General features: G+C 63.5%; 20 protein-coding genes. 14 read left to right on the top strand and 6 right to left on the bottom strand.

Features of this window, described 5'->3' with window-relative positions; all coding sequences use genetic code 11:
- The first annotated feature begins 192 nt into the window (after positions 1–192).
- The 3 genes from AAFN84_RS02730 to AAFN84_RS02720 all read left to right on the top strand — a co-directional run bounded on the left by AAFN84_RS02730 (position 193) and on the right by AAFN84_RS02720 (position 2912).
- A complete protein-coding gene (locus tag AAFN84_RS02730; RefSeq protein WP_347512971.1) occupies positions 193–702 on the top strand; it encodes a MarR family transcriptional regulator in 510 nt (169 codons plus the stop codon).
- A gap of 64 nt (positions 703–766) precedes the next feature.
- Positions 767–1471, top strand: coding sequence for a response regulator transcription factor (locus tag AAFN84_RS02725; RefSeq protein ID WP_347512970.1), 705 nt, complete (start codon positions 767–769; stop codon positions 1469–1471).
- 121 nt (positions 1472–1592) lie between these two features.
- Entirely contained in the window at positions 1593–2912 is a 1320-nt protein-coding gene (locus AAFN84_RS02720) for an ATP-binding protein (protein ID WP_347513776.1), read from the top strand.
- 18 nt (positions 2913–2930) lie between these two features.
- Here AAFN84_RS02720 and AAFN84_RS02715 read toward each other — a convergent pair whose 3' ends face one another.
- From AAFN84_RS02715 to AAFN84_RS02700, 4 genes are all read right to left on the bottom strand, one after another.
- A complete protein-coding gene (locus tag AAFN84_RS02715) occupies positions 2931–3530 on the bottom strand; it encodes an AAA family ATPase (RefSeq protein WP_347512969.1) in 600 nt (199 codons plus the stop codon).
- Positions 3531–3541: 11 nt separating this feature from the next.
- Positions 3542–3901, bottom strand: coding sequence for a tRNA-binding protein (locus tag AAFN84_RS02710; protein WP_347512968.1), 360 nt, complete (start codon positions 3899–3901; stop codon positions 3542–3544).
- A 9-nt stretch (positions 3902–3910) separates the two neighbouring features.
- Positions 3911–4411 carry a YbjN domain-containing protein gene (locus AAFN84_RS02705; RefSeq protein WP_347512967.1) on the bottom strand — a complete coding sequence of 167 codons (501 nt, stop codon included), beginning with the start codon at positions 4409–4411 and terminating at the stop codon, positions 3911–3913.
- Between the two features lie 342 nt (positions 4412–4753).
- Complete coding sequence (locus AAFN84_RS02700; protein WP_347512966.1) at positions 4754–5062, bottom strand: accessory factor UbiK family protein; 309 nt, start codon at positions 5060–5062, stop codon at positions 4754–4756.
- Between the two features lie 162 nt (positions 5063–5224).
- On the opposite strand from AAFN84_RS02700, the gene lgt reads away from it, so the two are divergent.
- The 6 genes from lgt to AAFN84_RS02670 all read left to right on the top strand — a co-directional run bounded on the left by lgt (position 5225) and on the right by AAFN84_RS02670 (position 10928).
- Positions 5225–6070, top strand: coding sequence for a prolipoprotein diacylglyceryl transferase (gene lgt / locus AAFN84_RS02695; protein WP_347512965.1), 846 nt, complete (start codon positions 5225–5227; stop codon positions 6068–6070).
- Positions 6067–7155 carry a class I SAM-dependent methyltransferase gene (locus AAFN84_RS02690; protein ID WP_347512964.1) on the top strand — a complete coding sequence of 363 codons (1089 nt, stop codon included), beginning with the start codon at positions 6067–6069 and terminating at the stop codon, positions 7153–7155. Before lgt ends, AAFN84_RS02690 begins: the two co-directional genes overlap by 4 nt.
- A 102-nt stretch (positions 7156–7257) precedes the next feature.
- Positions 7258–8052 (top strand): peptidoglycan editing factor PgeF, encoded by a 795-nt coding sequence (pgeF, locus tag AAFN84_RS02685; protein WP_347512963.1) that lies wholly within the window; start codon positions 7258–7260, stop codon positions 8050–8052.
- Positions 8052–9203, top strand: a complete 1152-nt coding sequence (locus AAFN84_RS02680) for a Xaa-Pro peptidase family protein (protein ID WP_347512962.1) — start codon at positions 8052–8054, stop codon at positions 9201–9203. Before pgeF ends, AAFN84_RS02680 begins: the two co-directional genes overlap by 1 nt.
- Positions 9204–9285: 82 nt before the next feature.
- Complete coding sequence (locus AAFN84_RS02675) at positions 9286–9873, top strand: hypothetical protein (protein WP_347512960.1); 588 nt, start codon at positions 9286–9288, stop codon at positions 9871–9873.
- A 122-nt stretch (positions 9874–9995) separates the two neighbouring features.
- The gene (locus AAFN84_RS02670; protein ID WP_347512958.1) at positions 9996–10928 is read left to right on the top strand and encodes a ribose-phosphate pyrophosphokinase; all 933 of its coding nucleotides are present in this window, start codon (positions 9996–9998) and stop codon (positions 10926–10928) included.
- A 2-nt stretch (positions 10929–10930) separates the two neighbouring features.
- Here AAFN84_RS02670 and AAFN84_RS02665 read toward each other — a convergent pair whose 3' ends face one another.
- Both AAFN84_RS02665 and AAFN84_RS02660 read right to left on the bottom strand, forming a co-directional pair.
- A complete protein-coding gene (locus AAFN84_RS02665) occupies positions 10931–12508 on the bottom strand; it encodes an ABC-F family ATP-binding cassette domain-containing protein (protein WP_347512956.1) in 1578 nt (525 codons plus the stop codon).
- 86 nt (positions 12509–12594) lie between these two features.
- Entirely contained in the window at positions 12595–13401 is an 807-nt protein-coding gene (locus AAFN84_RS02660) for a helix-turn-helix transcriptional regulator (protein WP_347513775.1), read from the bottom strand.
- A gap of 163 nt (positions 13402–13564) precedes the next feature.
- On the opposite strand from AAFN84_RS02660, the gene AAFN84_RS02655 reads away from it, so the two are divergent.
- The 5 genes from AAFN84_RS02655 (at position 13565) to AAFN84_RS02635 (ending at position 17481) form a co-directional block, all read left to right on the top strand.
- Positions 13565–14764, top strand: a complete 1200-nt coding sequence (locus AAFN84_RS02655; protein WP_347513774.1) for an MFS transporter — start codon at positions 13565–13567, stop codon at positions 14762–14764.
- Positions 14765–14918: 154 nt separating this feature from the next.
- Positions 14919–15551 (top strand): 50S ribosomal protein L25/general stress protein Ctc, encoded by a 633-nt coding sequence (locus AAFN84_RS02650; protein WP_347512954.1) that lies wholly within the window; start codon positions 14919–14921, stop codon positions 15549–15551.
- A 25-nt stretch (positions 15552–15576) separates the two neighbouring features.
- Positions 15577–16293: an aminoacyl-tRNA hydrolase gene (pth, locus tag AAFN84_RS02645; RefSeq protein ID WP_347512952.1), complete on the top strand. Its 717-nt coding sequence runs from the start codon at positions 15577–15579 to the stop codon at positions 16291–16293.
- Between the two features lie 6 nt (positions 16294–16299).
- Entirely contained in the window at positions 16300–16851 is a 552-nt protein-coding gene (locus tag AAFN84_RS02640; RefSeq protein ID WP_347512950.1) for a dihydrofolate reductase family protein, read from the top strand.
- Between the two features lie 39 nt (positions 16852–16890).
- Positions 16891–17481: an exopolysaccharide biosynthesis protein gene (locus tag AAFN84_RS02635; protein ID WP_347512948.1), complete on the top strand. Its 591-nt coding sequence runs from the start codon at positions 16891–16893 to the stop codon at positions 17479–17481.
- Positions 17482–17488: the final 7 nt, after the last annotated feature.

Here is a 17488-nt window from a genome sequence, read left to right as displayed (position 1 = left end):
TTCACTAATCCGATCCGCTTGAACCGCAACTTTATGCTGGATACGAGACCGATTTAAGGAAGTTCCGGGTATCCGGCCCGTCGCTTGCCTTTTCGTTCGCATTCAGCCCAAAAGATTGGCAAAAATTACCATCGAGCCTAATTTATGTCAACAAGACTGACATAAATTAGGCAGCAGAATCGCGAGCGACACATGAATGAACAGCAGGATCGGTCCGGCGAGCCGATACGAACGGCGCCCACGGGCGACGACGGCATCGATTTCACCATCATCGAGCTGTTCTTCTTCGCCTATCGCGACTTCACCTCGGATCCCGACCAGATCCTCGACACCTACGGCTTCGGGCGCGCCCACCATCGCGTGGTTCACTTCGTCAACCGCAGGCCGGGCCTGACTGTCGCGGAGCTCCTGGAGGTGCTTAAGATCACCAAGCAGAGCCTGGCGCGCGTGCTCAAGCAGTTGATCGACACCGACTACATCGTGCAGGTGCAGGGACCGCGTGATCGTCGCCAGCGCGAACTCTACCCGACCGCCAAAGGCCGCTCGCTGGCCTTGGCGCTCGCCGCGCCACAATCACGCCGCATCGCACGGGCACTGGCCGAGGCGACGCCTGGCGACCGTGCCGTCATCGAGACGTTCCTCAAGGGCATGGTCAATCCGGAATTGCGGCCACAGATCGAGGACGGTCACCGTCAGGACTGATGACCGCGACCCGGAGGCAGGCTAGACTTCGTCCGGGCGGGGCGCTGCAACGAAGGAAGTGCCGATGGTGCAAGATGCGAGCATTCCGGGCGATGACGCCCCTCATCTTCTGGTCGTCGACGACGACACCCGCATCCGCACGCTGCTCAAGCAGTTCCTGAGCGAGAACGGATATCGCATCACCGTTGCGGGTACGGCGGACGAGGCGCGGCGCAAGCTGGCGGGGCTCGACTTCGATCTCATCGTTCTCGATGTGATGATGCCCGGCGAAACCGGCGTGCAACTCACGCAGTCCCTGCGCGAAGAGAAGAACGTGCCTATCCTGATGCTCACCGCCCTGTCGGAGACCGACAGCCGCGTGGCAGGGCTAGAGGCGGGCGCCGACGACTATCTGCCCAAGCCGTTCGACCCGCGGGAATTGCTCCTGCGCCTCAACAACATCCTGCGCCGGGGCGGCCCACAGCCGGTGCCGAAGGTCGAGCAGATCGTCTTCGGCCCCTACACCTTTCAGATATCGAGGCGAGAGTTGAAGCGGTCCGGCGAGGCCGTGAAGCTGACCGACCGCGAGCAGGAGATCCTCGCGATCTTCGCCGAGCGGGCGGGCGACACGATACCGCGGCACGAACTGGTTGGTACGGAATCGGAAGTGGGTGAGCGCACGATCGACGTGCAGATCAATCGGCTGCGCCGCAAGATTGAGCGCGATCCATCCAACCCCGTCTGGCTTCAGACGGTTCGTGGTGTTGGATACAGGCTGAGCGTCGAATAGACTGTCGGCCTGAGCGCAAAGGAGCCTGATGGCGAGTTCCGACATATCCGTGACCGAACCGACCAAGCGCGGCAGGCTGTTGAATCGCCCGCGCTCGAGGCTGACGCGCGTCTTCGGCCGCATGTGGCGCGTGATGGCGCGCTATCTGCCCAAGCAGCTCTACGCACGCTCGCTCATCATCGTGATCGCGCCGATGATCCTGCTGCAGTCCGTGCTCGCCTTCGTCTTCATGGAGCGCCACTGGCAGACCGTGACGGAGCGCCTTTCCACGGCTGTGACACGCGACATCGCGGCGATCATCGACATGATCGAGACCTATCCGCCGGGCGACAACTATGCCGATGTCATTCGCATCGCCCAGGAGCGGCTTCACCTCAAGATCGACATTCTGCCGCCCGACCCGCTGCCAGCGCCGGGACCAAAGCCCTTCTTCTCGATCCTCGACGGATCGCTGAGCGAGCAGATCAACGAACAGATCAATCGCCCTTACTGGCTCGACACGGTAGGCGCTTCCAACATCATCGAAGTCCGCGTCAGGCTGGAGGACAAGACGCTGCGCGTCTTTGCCCGCCGCAGCCAGGCTTATGCCTCCAATACGCACATCTTCCTGATCTGGATGGTCGGCACGTCGCTCGTCCTGCTCTCGATCGCCATCGCCTTCCTGCGCAACCAGATCAAGCCGATCCTGCAGCTCGCGGAGGCCGCCGAAAGCTTCGGCAAGGGCCGGCCGATGCCGCAGGATTTCAGGCCGCGCGGTGCTGACGAGGTCCGTCGCGCGGGCGCCGCCTTCATCCTGATGCGCGAACGCATCGAGCGCCAGATCGAACAGCGCACCGCCATGCTCACCGGCGTGAGCCACGACCTGCGCACGATTCTGACACGTTTCAAGCTGCAACTGGCGCTGGGCAGCGCCAAGACCGACCGCGAGGCGCTCGACCAGGACATCAACGACATGCAATCCATGCTTGAAGGCTATCTTGCCTTTGCGCGCGGCGAATCCGGAGAAGACACCGGCACGTTCGACCTCCAGATGTTCCTCGACAAGCTTCGGGAGGAGGCGCGGCTGCGTAAGCGCACGCTCACCGTGTCGCTTTCGGGCAATCCCGACGTACAGGTGCGTCCCAATGCCTTCTCACGCCTGCTGAGCAATGTGGTCGGCAACGCGTTCCGCTACGCCAAAACGGTGGAGGTCACGGCTACCCACGCGCGCGGGTCGCTGCTCATCATAGTCGACGATGATGGCCCCGGCATCCCCGCCGAAAAGCGCGACGACGTCTTCAAGCCGTTCGTCAGGCTTGATGATGCCCGGAACCAGGATGCCAGCGGAACGGGCCTTGGCCTGTCGATCGCCCGCGATATCGCACGCAGCCATGGCGGCGACATCCGCTTGAGCGACAGCCCGATGGGCGGCCTGCGTGCGACAATCCGCATCCCGGCGTGACGCCGTCGCGCCAATTGCTCAGCGTGGAAGGTGCGCGACGATGAACGAAACGCGTTCAGGCAGGCTGGAGCGCGGCACCTCGACCAGATCGTATCCCGCCGCCAGGTATCCCTCGACGAGCGCATCGTATTCACGGCATGCATCCTCGAAGGATTTCGACCGCTCCGCCTCGTCGACATAGATCTCCCGCCATGGTGGGGTGAGGAAGACGCGCGGCGAGAACCGGTAGATTTCGATTGCACGGCGCATATAGGCCGGAACGTCGAGCGCCTTCATGTCGAGAAACGATACGAGGTCGACAAGCGACCGGTCGAAGAAGACGGGCCGCTCGCCGACCTGCGTCGTATTGAACTGGTGGAAGACACGTGAGGCTGCAAGCTCGACGAACTTCAGCGCGTCCCGCCAGGGCAGCCCATCCCCATCGAGGTGCATTTGCTCGCGCACGATCTGGCGCCCGGCCTCTGGATGAACTGCATGGCCGCGCCCGGCGAGCGCGGTGAGCAAGGTCGATTTCCCGCCGCCGGAGCAACCGCTCAGAACGATCGCAAGCCCGGAGGCGACAAGCCGGGGATTTCCGGCAACGTAATCATTTTCGTTGAACACAGGCGTCTCGCCCATGGCTTGCCCGGTTAGAAAAGCTTTCCGCCGTTCGGTACCGTCTTGTCGATGGCCGCAAGCACCACCTCGCCCTCCTCGTCCGGAAAGCCGAGCGTCAGCACCTCTGACATGAACTTGCCGATCTGCCGCGGCGGGAAGTTCACCACCGCCATGACCTGGCGCCCCACGAGTTCTTCAGGGGTGTAGTGCTTGGTGATCTGGGCCGAGGTCTTCTTCTCGCCGATCGCAGGCCCGAAATCGACCCGCAGCTTGAAGGCCGGCTTGCGTGCCTCCGGATAAGGTTCGGCGGCAACGATCGTGCCGACGCGGATGTCGACCTTGTCGAAATCGGCAAAGCTGATTTCGGGCCGCAGCCCTTTGTCATCACTCATGAAAGGCGCTCAGCAGGTACCGTGAGTTTCAAACAGGACGTTGGACAGCGCCTCGCGGGCCGTCGAACCCGACCAGACGACGAACTGGAATGCCTGGAAATAGCACTCGCATGCCTCCAGCGCCGAGGACAGAAGCACCTCGACCTGCTGGCTCGTCGGCTCGGCTCCACCAGCCAGCAGCAGCGACTGGCGGAACATGATCGCGCCCTCCTGCTCCCACAGGTCGAAATGGCCGAACAGCATCTGCTCGTTGATCAGCGACAGCAGCCGCATGATTTCAAGCGCCCTGTTTTCAGGAACCTTGATGTCGAAGGCGCATGCGAGGTGCAGCGCCTCGAAGTCCTCCATCCAGGAAAAGGAGACGTGGTAGTCCGTCCAGGTGCCGGCAACGGAGATGGCGATCTCGTCGTCGCCAACGCGTTCGAACGACCAGTCATTCATGTTCGCGACGTGCTCGATCACATCCACGGGATGAAGATCGCGCGCTACGTCCAGTTCAAGCAGGTCCATCAAGAAATCTCTTCCCGTAGGTCAAGAGGAGGCGCTCGCGCACGCCAGGTTGAGGTGCACGCGGTACGAGAAACAGCTACTGAGGAAGGAAGGCTGGCGAGCAACGCATACTAGGCTCTGCCGGGCCCCACCACCCGACGCATGAAGGACCCCAAATCACGTCCCGAATCATGCAACAAATTCAGTGTATTGATGCAGAGTCGCGTGAACAGCCCCTTTTTGAGGCACCAGCCCAATGCGGTGTGGATAGAGCAAGCCGGCTCGATTCATGGCCGGAGTCTAAGCGACTCTCGCGCAAGCGTTTTTTCACGGTCGCGCCATGTGGAAAAGTTAAGCGAAGCTTTACGGATTTTTTTTCGTGCGCGGCTTCGCGGACGTCGTTTCCGGCGACGGCGAGGCCGCAGCGCCCAGTTGCGCTTCCAGTTCGGCAATGCGAGCGGCAAGCTTCTCGTTTTCGGCCCGCGCCTTCAGCGCCATTTCGCGCACCGCCTCGAACTCCTCGCGCTGGACGATGTCCATGGAATTCAGCACGCGCTCGGCCTGACCGCGAAACGCCGTCTCCACTTCGCGCCGCACACCCTGCGCGGCACCAGCGGCATCGGTCATCAGCTTGGCGAATTCGTCGAGAATGCGGTTCGGTCCGTTAGACATGGCGCTGCCTCGTTGAGTGTCTTCAGTCGGAAGTAATGGCCTCCCGCGCCGAATGCAAGGCAAGGCGGAGGTCGCGGTGACCCGGACGCCGCACGCCTTGACCTCGCATGTACCTGCGCTCATATGGTCGCGAACCGCAAATGGGCGAATGGAAGGCCAGCCGTGACCGAATTTCTCCTGCCGCTGGCCGCCTTATCCTTTCCGCAGATCGATCCGGTCGCCCTGCGTCTGGGCCCCCTCGCAGTCCATTGGTACGGCCTCGGCTACGTCGTCGGTATCCTGTTCGCATGGTGGTACGCACGCCGCCTCGTCGAGAATGACCGGCTGTGGGCTCCCGGCGGATCGCCGATCACACCCGTCGACATCGACGATTTCCTGATCTGGGCGGCAGCCGGCGTCGTGCTGGGCGGGCGCATCGGATACATCCTGTTCTACGATCTGGCGCGCTACCTGGACAATCCGGCAGCCATCTTCGCCGTCTGGCAGGGCGGCATGTCATTTCACGGCGGGCTGACGGGCGTGACGGTGGCAATGATCCTGTTCGCCAGGCGCCGGGGCTTCAGCGTCTGGAGCCTGTTCGACGTCATCGCCGCAGGCGTGCCCGTCGGATTCGGCCTCGTGAGGCTGACCAATTTCATCAACTCCGAACTCTGGGGCCGACCTGCCGACCTGCCATGGTCATTCGTCTTTCCCAATGGCGGGCCCGAGCCACGACATCCCAGCCAGCTTTATGAAGCGCTGCTCGAAGGACTGGTCCTGTTCATCGTGCTGCGCCTGCTGACGCATTCGGCGCTCAAGCTGAAGCAGCCCGGCTTCGTGGCCGGGGCCATGGTGACCGGCTATGGCGCATCGCGCATCTTCGTCGAGTTCTTCCGCGAGCCCGACGCGCAGTTGGGCTACCTGCTCGGCGGCTGGCTGACGATGGGCATGGTGCTTTCGACGCCGATGGTGATCATCGGCGTCTGGGCGATGGCGCGTGCAAGGCGAGCAGCGCCCGCCGCGCGATGAACACCCTCAAGGACAGGATCGGGCGACTGATCGCGTCAAGCGGGCCGATCTCGGTCTCCGACTACATGGCGATGTGCCTGTTCGATCCCGAAGCTGGCTACTACTCAACCCGCGAGCCGTTCGGCACGCAGGGCGACTTCATAACCGCGCCAGAGATCAGCCAGATGTTCGGGGAACTCCTGGCCGTATGGGCCCTGTCGGCATGGGAGGCCAACGGGCGCCCGGTACCGACGATGCTCGCGGAGATCGGGCCCGGTCGCGGGACGCTCATGGCGGACATGCTTCGCACTATGAATCAGTTGGACCCGGCCTTCGTGATCCTGTCGCGTGTCGCGCTGATCGAGACCAGTCCGAGGCTGGCCGAGATACAGCGGGCTAAACTGGCCTCGGGCAAGGCCAAGCCCACCTGGTACACCGACGTCGATAGCCTTCCCTCCGTTCCCCTTATCATCATCGGCAACGAATTGTTCGACGCCGTGCCGGTCCGCCAGTTCGTCCGGACCGAGGCCGGGTGGCGCGAGCGCATGGTGACGCTCGGCGAAGATGGCGAACTGGGCTTTGCCGTCGGCATGGCCGGGCTTGACCCGGCGGTGCTGCCGCCGTTCGCGCAAGAAGCGCCGCTGGGAACGATTTTCGAGGCTGCCCCCGCACGCACGGCGATCATGGACGCCATCGCGGCGCGTGTGGCAAGCCACGGCGGCGCCGCGCTGTTCATCGATTATGGACATCTGGAGCCCGGAACGGGCGACACCCTGCAGGCCATGCGTGGCCACGACTATGCCGGCGTGTTCGACGAGCCCGGCAAGGCGGACCTGACCTCACATGTCGACTTCGCCTCGCTTGCGGATACAGCGCGCGGCCACGGCCTCGATGTGCATCTGTCGACGCAGGGCGAATTTCTCGTCGGCATGGGACTTCTCCAGCGTGCCGGTGCGCTTGGCGCGAATGCCGATGACGCCGTGCAGACCCGTCTGCGCAGCGAGGTCGAGCGCCTCGCCGGCCCCGACCAGATGGGGACGCTGTTCAAGGTGATGGCGGTAACCCGCAAGGGGGTCGCACTGCCGCCATTCGACGCAACGGATTGACTTTTGCCCCTCCGCTGCCGCACGATCCGCGCGCAACAGGCCGCTTCGAGAAGAAGGCGCAACACCCGTGAAGGCGGGCGGCCATGAGGGAAAAGGCGGCATATGCTCGAAACTGTTCGGCCGGATCCGATCCGGTCTCCGGGGCTGGAGCGATTCGCGGAGAACGGGGTAAAGCATGGCTTCTTTACCCGTGCCGGCGGCGTATCCTCCGGGATTTACCGTGGCTTGAACGCTGGCGTCGGCTCGCGCGACGAGGCCGCCAACGTGGCGGAAAATCGAAGCCGCATCGCTGACTGGATGGGTGTCGCTCCGACCGGCCTGCTGACCCTTTACCAGGTCCACTCACCCGATGCGCTTGTCGTGCGCGAGCCCTTCGAGGGCGAACGTCCCAAGGCCGACGCGATGGTAACGGATCGGCCGGGAATTGCGCTCGGCGTCCTGGCGGCGGACTGCGGGCCGGTGCTTTATGCGGATGCGCAAGCCGGCGTGGTCGGTGCCGCGCATGCGGGCTGGAAAGGCGCGCTAACGGGCGTTCTGGAGGCCACGATCGAGGCCATGGAGGGCCTTGGCGCGCGCCGGGATCGCATCGTTGCCGTGCTCGGGCCATCGATCAGTGTGCGCAATTACGAAGTCGGCCCGGAGTTCGTCGAGCGATTCATCGCGACGGACGCCACCAACGACATCTATTTTCACCCTTCGCAGAACGCGGGGCATGCGATGTTCGACCTGAACCGCTATACAGTCGCGCGACTGAATCGTGCGGGAGTGACGGCGGAGATGGTCGATCGCTGCACCTATGCGGACGAAGATGATTTCTATTCCTACCGGCGCGCGACGCACCGGGGGGAACCCGACTATGGACGCCAGATATCGGCGATCGCTCTGGAGGACCGCTGATGGCGCTTCACTTCGACAAGACTGAATTCGACGCGCGACGTGATCGTCTCATCATCGAGATGGCCGAGCGCAAGCTGGACGCGATGCTGCTGTTTGCCCAGGAGAGCATGTACTGGCTGACGGGCTACGACACCTTCGGCTTCTGCTTCTTCCAGTGTCTGGTCGTGAAGGCCGACGGCTCGATGGTGCTGATGACGCGTTCGGCCGACCTGCGTCAGGCCCGCCACACCTCGATCCTCGAAAATGTCGTCGTCTGGACGGACCGCGACGGCGCCAATCCCGCCGTCGAGTTGCGCAACCTTCTCAACGAGCTCGACCTTCTGGGATGCCGGATCGGCGTAGAATACAACACCCACGGGCTCACCGGCCGCAACACCCGGCTCCTCGACGAGGAGATGAAGACGTTTGCGACCACGGAGGATGCATCCGAAATCATCTCGCGGCTGCGCCTGCTCAAGAGCTCGGCCGAAATCGTCAAGGTCGAGAAGGCCGCCGCACTTTCCGACGACGCGCTCGAAGCCGCTTTGCCGCTCATCAAGCAGGGCGGTGATGAAGGCGCCATCCTGGCCGCCATGCAAGGAGCCATCTTCGCCGGCGGCGGCGACTATCCCGCAAACGAGTTCATCATCGGCTCCGGCGCCGATGCGCTTCTGTGCCGCTACAAGTCGGGAAGGCGCAAGCTCAACAAGAACGACCAACTCACGCTCGAATGGTCGGGGGTCTTCAACCACTACCATGTGCCGATGATGCGCACTGTTCTGACCGGCAAGGCGTCGCGGCGCCACCAGGAGCTGTTCGAAGCGGCGAAGGACGCGCTGACGGCGGTCGAAAAGGTGATGGTGCCGGGCAAGACGTTCGGCGACGTTTTCGATGCGCACGCAAAGGTGATGGAAGCGCACGGGCTCACCCGCCATCGTCTCAACGCGTGCGGATATTCGGTTGGCGCTCGCTTCACGCCGTCCTGGATGGAAGCGCAGATGTTCTACGCAGGAAATCCCGAGCCGATCGCGCCGGACATGACCCTGTTCGCGCACATGATCATCATGGATTCCGACAACGAGACTGCCATGACGCTTGGCCGCACATATCTGACGACGGAGAGTGACCCGCGTCCGCTTTCGCGTCATGGTCTCGACTTGATCGTCCAGTGATTCCATTATGGCTGGATGACCCCGGTGCATGACTGGACGGAGCGGCTGCCCGCTCCGACACTCCGCGCAGGAGACTTGTAAGATGAATGCCAGGCCGCGCTTTTTGGCGATGCGTCCCGCCATGACGGCTCCCGTCTTTTTGGCGGCGGCTGTCGTGCTGTCAGCCTGCTCCAACACGGGCAATGTGCTCGAACCCACGGCACTTCTCAGCCCCTCCCCCGCGGATCCCCTGCCCCAGGCGCAGTTTCCGCCTCCCTCCGCCGACGGTGCCGCTGCCGGCTCGCAGCAGGTCGCGGCGATCAGCACCGACGCGAAGGTGCAGTTTGCCCCCGTCATCGGCGCGACGGCGGAAGCTTCGCAACCGCTCGCCGCGCGCCTCGCGGCACGGGCGAGCGCGCGGGGGATAAGCCTTGTCGGCGCCGGCGACGCGTCTGCCACCCACGTCATGAAAGGCTATTTTTCTGCGATTTCCGACAATGGCGAGACCACCGTCATCTATGTCTGGGACGTGGTGGATGGCGCGGGAAACCGCATCCATCGAATCCAGGGTCAGGCAAAGTCGCCATCCAACACCGGCGGCTGGGCGGATGTCGGGCCGCAGACGATGGAAGCGATCGCCGACCAGACCGTCGACCAGCTCGCGGCATGGCTCGTTTCCGGGCAAGGGTAGATGCCGGATCGATACGCCGGCAACCGAATCTTTGGAATAGAAAGCGGAATCGACCCGTTCGCACTTGCAATACGAGCCTACACCGCTAAAAGCCCGCTCATATCCGTCGCCGGGGAAATTTCATGAAGCTCTTCGCGGGCAACTCGAACAGGGTTCTGGCCGACGCCGTTGCCCGTTATCTCAACATTCCGCTGGGAAAGGCGAGCGTACGCCGCTTCGCAGACCAGGAAATCTTCGTCGAGATCCAGGAAAACGTGCGCGGCGAGGATGTCTTCATCCTCCAGTCGACATCCTATCCGGCGAATGATCACCTGATGGAACTGCTGATCATGATCGACGCCTTCCGCCGTTCCTCGGCACGGCGGATCACTGCGGTCATCCCCTATTTCGGCTATGCACGACAGGATCGCCGTGCCTCCGGCCGCACGCCCATCTCCGCGAAGCTGGTTTCCAACCTGATTACGCAGGCCGGTGCGGACCGCGTGCTGACGCTCGACCTGCATGCCGGGCAGATCCAGGGTTTCTTCGACATCCCGACCGACAATTTGTTCGCCGTTCCGGTCCTGGCACGCGACGTCAAGCGCAACTACGAACCCACCAATGTCGTGGTGGTGTCGCCGGACGTCGGCGGCGTGGTGCGCGCCCGCGCTCTGGCAAAGCGCCTCGATGCGCTGCTGGCGATCGTCGACAAGCGGCGTGAGAAGCCCGGCGAATCGGAAGTCATGAACATCATCGGCGATGTGCGCGGCAAGGACTGCCTGCTGATCGACGACATCGTCGATTCGGGTGGCACCTTGTGCAACGCGGCCGATGCGCTTCTGGCGAACGGTGCCACCAGCGTCACGGCCTATATCACCCATGGCGTGCTGTCGGGCGGCGCGGTCACCCGCATCACCTCCTCGCAGCTCAAGGAACTGGTCATCACCGACTCCATCCAGCCGACCTCGGCGGTGGAAGCCGGCCAAAACATCCGCATCGTCTCGATCGCCGACCTTATCGGCGAGGCAATCTCGCGAACCGCCAGCGAAGAATCCGTCTCCAGCCTGTTCGACTGAGACTAGCCAAGACGGACGCGACGCTCGATCCCGATGGCTTCGAGGAACGTTTCGTCATGGCTGACGACGAGCAGTGCGCCGCCGAAATCGTTGAGCCCGGCTTCCACTTCCGCGATCGAATCGAGATCGAGGTGATTGGTCGGTTCGTCGAGTATCAGCATTTCAGGCGGTCGCTCCCCTGCAGCAACGCATGCCAGGCCCGCCCGCAACCGCTCCCCGCCTGACAAGGTGCCGACACGCTGCAAGGCGGCGTCAGCCCGAAACGCGTAACGAGCCAGCGCGGATCGGCACTGAAACTCGCTCGCGCCGCGATTGATGCGGCGATAGTTGTCGAGGATCGACGCGTCTTCCTCCAGCAGGCCGACATGCTGGTCAAAATAGGCCAGGCTGGCCTCGACCCGCAGCGAACCCGCCAGCGGCGCCAATTGACCGGCAATCGTCTTGAGAAGCGTCGACTTGCCGGAGCCGTTCGGGCCAACTATCGCGACGCGTTCGGGGCCGTAGATGCCCAGATCGAGGGTTTTGAGCGGTGCGTCGGCTTTGAACCCTATGACGAGGCCTCGTGATTCCAGCATCAGCTTGCCGCGCGGCACGTCGCTGTCACCGATGCCGGCGGTGAACGGCGTCCTGCGTTCGATTGCTTGGCGGCTCTGTTCGATCCGGTCCCGCGCATCGGCCTCGAGCCGCGACGCGAGCCTGCTGCCGCGCGCGGCCGTTGCTTCCGCCCGCTGCTGTTTGGCGTCGAGCAATATCTTCGGGTCTGAACTGCTTGCCCGGGCCTTACGTCCAGCCGAATCGCGCTTTTCCTGTCGCTCGCGCGCCTGTTGCGCGGCGCGGGCGACCTGCCGTGCCTGCCGCTCGGCGGCATCGAGCGCAGCCTCGGCGGATGCCAGTTCCGCATCGCGCTGCTGCCGGTAGGCATCGTAGCCGCCGCCATAGACGCGGGCGCCAAGCGTCGAGAGTTCGACAATGCGGTCCATCCGGTTGAGCAATTCGCGATCATGGCTGACGACGACCGCGCCGCCCTTCCACCGCTCAAGGAAGCCATGCACCATGGCCCGCCCTTCACGATCGAGATTGTTTGTCGGCTCGTCGAGAAGGAGAATGTCGGGCTCGTCGAAGCCGAGCGCCGCCAGCGCCGCGCGCGTGCGCTGGCCTCCGCTCAGGCTGGTCAGAAGACGACGTGGCGTGGTCCCTGACAGACCGACGTCGGACAATGCCTTGTCGATGCGGGAGTCGAGCGTCCAATCCGCCTCGCCCATCTCCTCGACGCTGGCCCGACCCGCCTCGATGCGTGCCAGAAGATCAAGGGCGGCCGCCGCGCCGAACAGGTCTGCGACGGTGTCGGTCGGCGACACGTCGGCCATCTGCCGCAGCAGCGCAACGCGGCCAGACCCGCTGATCCCGCCGGCTGTCGGCTGTGCCAGCCCGGCAAGAATCGAGAGCAGGCACGACTTGCCAACGCCATTTCGGCCGACGAGGCCGGTCAGTTCGGGTCCGAAGGAAAGATCGATATCGTGAAAGAGAGTGCGGCCGTCAGGAAGCTGGAACGAAAGGCCGTGGACAGAAAGAAAGGGCATGCGACACCGCGACTGTAGATGCGAAACGGGCGAAGATTGCGCGTCCTGCATCGATCATCGGTGTCACTCCTTGTTTGCTTCGAGCGCTATATAGTCGCCTTCTCTCCATTTTTGAAGGGCTCGCGTGCTGCAGACCGGCGCATGTAGCTGCGCGGCGGCGTGCCCAGCATGCGCCGGAACATCGTCGTGAAGGCCGGCGCGCTCTCATAGCCGAGATCCAGCGCCACATTGGTGACCGATGCACCTTCGGCAAGTCGCGGAAGGGCGGCGAACAGCGTCGCCTGCCGGCGCCAGACGGACAGGCTGAGGCCCGTCTCGCGCTGAAACGCACGTGTGAAGCTCCGGCGGCTCATGCCCGCGCGCGCTGCCCAATCGTCTATCCCAGCATGTGAAGACGGCTTCTCGACGAACCGCCGGCACAATCGGGCAAGCCGTGGATCGGCGGGAAACGGCAACGTCAACGGGCGTTCCTCAAGCCTCGGTATCTCCAGCAGTATGAGGCGCATGATCGCGGTCGAGCGCGCGTCGGCCGCGTCCAGGGCGAACTCGACCGCCTCCACCACCAGCCCGCGCATCAGGTCACTCATGGCAAGGACGCGCAATCCGCCAGGCAGGCCGGCGGCCGAACCCGGCAGCACATAGGCCGAGCGCATCCGCACCGGCCCGAGCATCTCCACGGCGTGGTCGACGCCAGCCGGAATCCACATCGCATGGTCGGGCGGCACCATCCATCGACCCTCCCGGGTCGAGATCATCACCACGCCCGACAAGGCATGCAGCAATTGTCCACGGCTGTGCCGGTGCTCGTTGACACGGAAGCCGTCGGGATAATCGCTCGCCACCGCGATGACGTCGCCCCGCGCTGCCTCGATCCGGTCGAGACGGCGGCGAATGTCATCGACACTGCCGACCTGCACTCCCTGGCTGTGAAGCTGCACGAGAGTCTCCCACGTCTTGGCCCAATCGCGAAGTTATTCGACCAAACCACGAAAGACGGCCGACCTCAAGCGGCGTATTGATCGCGGCGAAGTTCCGAGGAGTCGCATCTTGACCGACATGACAAGCACGGCGCGCCCGATCGTGCAGACGACCGTATATCCGGTGATCCTGGCGGCGGGGCTCTGCCACCTGCTCAATGACGTGCTCCAGTCGCTGCTCGCGGCGATCTATCCGATGCTGAAGGAGGACTATTCCCTCGATTTCTGGCAGATCGGACTGCTGACGCTGACCTTCCAGGTCACCGCATCGCTCTTGCAGCCGGTGGTGGGTCTCTACACCGATCGCAGGCCGATGCCGCAATCGCTGCCGTTCGGCATGGCGTCGAGCATGTGCGGCCTGCTGCTGCTCGCCTATGCAACGAGCTATCCGGTACTGCTTGCAGGCGCAGCCCTGATCGGCATCGGATCCGCGGTCTTCCATCCGGAAGCCTCCCGCGTCGCGCGTCTTGCGTCCGGCGGGCGCTACGGCCTTGCACAGTCGCTGTTTCAGGTAGGTGGCAATTTCGGCACCGCCATCGGGCCGCTTCTGGCGGCGTTCATCGTCGTCCCGCGCGGCCAGTCGAGCGTCGCGTGGTTCTCGCTCATCGCTCTGGTCGGCATGATCATCCTCTGGCAGGTCGGCAACTGGTACAGCCGCTACCGGGCTGCGAATGCAGGGCGAACCGCTGCCGTGCCGGTGGTGACGCTGCCGCGCAACCGCGTGCTGCTGGCGCTGGTGGTACTGGCCCTGCTGGTCTTCACCAAGAACATCTACACAGCCAGCATCCATAGCTATTACACCTTCTACCTGATCGAGAAGTTCGACGTCAGCGTGCAGTACTCGCAGATGATGCTGTTCGTATTCCTTGGCGCGATGGCGCTGGGCACCGTCCTCGGCGGCCCGCTTGGCGACCGGGTCGGTTCCAGGACCGTCATCTGGTTCTCGATCCTCGGTGTCCTGCCCTTCACGTTGGCCCTGCCCTATGCCGATCTCTTCTGGAGCGGCGCGCTCTCCTTCATCATCGGCGTCATTCTCGCTTCGGCATTTCCCGCGATCGTTGTCTTCGCACAGGAACTGGTACCCGGCCGCGTCGGCATGATCGCCGGCATCTTCTTCGGCTTCGCCTTCGGCATGGGCGGTATCGCGGCCGCCGTTCTGGGTGTGCTCGCCGACACCCAGGGAATCGAGTGGGTGTACAAGGTGTGTTCGTATCTGCCGTTCCTGGGGCTGTTGACGATCCTGCTGCCGGGCATGAAGGAGATGCGCGCGCCGGCATGAGCGGCGTCTTGCACCGCAGCGCCGCTTCCGCTATAGGACCGCCACTCGCGTAGACACCCTTGGAGGCAACGCGGCGGGGAGCGGCTACGGCCGCTCTCGACGTTTGAGGGTCAATTCCCCCGAACGCTCCAGTTTTGAAACGAAAGGAAATGCCATGAGCCAGTCTTACGAGCTCAAGGCCGAGGCGCGCGAACGGGTCGGTAAGGGGTCCTCCCGTGAACTACGCCGCAACGGCATGGTGCCAGCAGTCATCTACGGCGACAAGCAGACCCCGCTTGCCATCGCCATCAACTACAAGGAAGTCTTCTACAAGATCCATGGCGGCGGTTTCATGACCACCATCGCCACGATCGACGTGGACGGCAAGAAGATTCAGGTCCTGCCGAAGGACTATCAGCTTGACCCGGTCCGCGACTTCCCGATGCATGTCGACTTCCTGCGCGTCAGCAAGAACACCGTCGTCACCGTGAACATTCCGGTCCACTTCATCAATGAAGAGAAGTCGGTCGGGATCAAGCGCGGCGGCGTGCTGAACATCGTGCGCCACGACATCGAGGCGACCGTGCCGGCCAACGAGATTCCCGACTTCATCGAAGTCGATCTCGCAGGCACCGACCTCGGCGATTCGATCCACATTTCCTCGGTGAAACTGCCGAAGGATGTGAAGCCGACCATCACCGATCGCGACTTCACCATCGCCACGATCGCAGCGCCCGCAAGCCTCAAGTCCGAGGGTGCCGAGGACGAGGCGGAAGGCGAAGAAGAAGCCGAAGGCGACGAGGAATAGTCGCTTCGCCAGGGGAGCGCTCGACATGCTGCTCATCGTTGGTCTGGGCAACCCTGGCTCGAAATACGAGAACAACCGGCACAATGTCGGCTTCATGGCGGCGGACGCGATAGCCCGCCGCCATTCGTTTTCGCCCTGGACAAAGAAATTCCAGGGGCTGATCTCCGAAGGCAGGCTCGGCGGCGAGAAGGTCCTGCTGCTCAAGCCGCAGACCTTCATGAACCTCTCCGGCCAGTCGGTCGGCGAGGCAATGCGCTTTCACAAGCTGACAGTCGCCGACGTCATCGTATTCTACGACGAACTCGATCTCGCGCCCGGCAAGGTTCGCATCAAGACCGGCGGCGGCGCGGGCGGCCACAACGGCATCCGTTCGATGGATGCGCATTGCGGCGGCAAGGACTATCGCCGCGCCCGGATCGGCATCGGGCATCCCGGCGTCAAGGAACTGGTGACTCGTCATGTTCTGGGCGACTTTGCCAAGGCCGACCACGACTGGCTCGACCCGCTGCTCGACGCCATCGCCGACAATGCGGAAATGCTGGTTCGCGGCGACGACAACGGCTTCATGAACAAGACGAGCCTCGCGGTGAAGGGCAAGGACGCGCCCGAGCCGGAGAAGCCGGCACGCAAGGCGCAAAGCCACATTCGCCAGGCGAGATCATCGAAGGGACCCGCGGTGCAGGTTCCTGACAGTGGTCCGATGGCCGCCATGTTAAGAAAGCTCTTTGGCAACAAGGAGTGAACCACCATGAGCAGCCAGCATGTCGTCTACATGTTCGCCATGAGCCTTGACGGGTTCATCGCAAGACCGGACGGCACCTTCGATTGGCTCGATGATTTCCCCGCCGATGCGGATTACGACTTCGACGCCTTCCTCGCTTCCCTCAGTGGCATTGTCATGGGCCGCGCCTCCTACGAAGCCGCGCGACGCGGCGGAGGCTGGGACTACGGAAAATGGCCCTGCGCGATTGCGACGCGACGCCCAGTCGACGACCTGCCAAACAATACGACAGCGATGGACGGGGAGCCACGTGCCTTGCTGGATGACCTGAAGCGCCGTGGCGCCGATGGGCGCATCTGGCTCTTCGGCGGCGGTCAGATGGCGAGCCAGTTCCTCAAAGCCGGGCTTCTGGACACGATCGAACTGGCCACCATTCCCGTGATACTTGGACAAGGCATCCCCGCCTTCGGGTTCGCCGATGGCGACTCATGGCTTGATCTCGACTTCGCCAGGCAGCTTTCGAATGGGGCGGTGCACAGCCGCTATCGGGTGCGCACGACGACGTCGGCGCCCGGCTGACGTTGGAACCTTTCGCCGCCCCATGCGTCTGGAACGATCATGGAAAAGCACTGCGAACCCGAGTCGATCGAAGACGTCCTTGAATGCGTCGAGGGGGCCGGGGAAGGCCATACGCGCGTCTCGGTATCCGATATTGTCGACCGGATCGGCGACGAGGCGTTTGCTCCGCTGATGCTCGTGCCGGCGTTGATTGCGCTTTCTCCCGCCAGTGCCATCTTCGGCCTGTCCACGATCTGCGGCCTGACCATCGCACTGATCGCGGTGCAGATCGTGATTGGACGTCCCAAGCTATGGCTACCCGATTTGATCCTCCGGCAGACGATCTCGGCGCGCCGACGTGACCAGGTCGTGCACGTCCTGTCAAAACCGGCGCATTTCGTCGATGGTCTCACCCATCGCCGCCTGAGCATCATCGTCGCCCCGCCGCTCGACCGCGTGTGGGCTCTGGTTTGCATGTCGCTGGCCCTGCTCATGCCAGCACTGGAACTGGTTCCGATGTCCGCCTCCATCATCGCCGGCGCCATCTCCCTGTTCGCGCTGGCGATACTTGCCAGGGACGGGCTCGTCGGGCTTCTGGGGCTTGCCATCCTCGGCGGCGCCTGGTGGTTCCTGTGGAGCGTGGCGACCTGACCTTGGG

The sequence above is a fragment of the Mesorhizobium sp. CAU 1741 genome (assembly GCF_039839275.1).
Classification (GTDB): domain Bacteria; phylum Pseudomonadota; class Alphaproteobacteria; order Rhizobiales; family Rhizobiaceae; genus Aerobium.
Note: the sequence above shows the minus strand (reverse complement) of the source record. Positions and strands in the feature narration are given on the sequence as shown.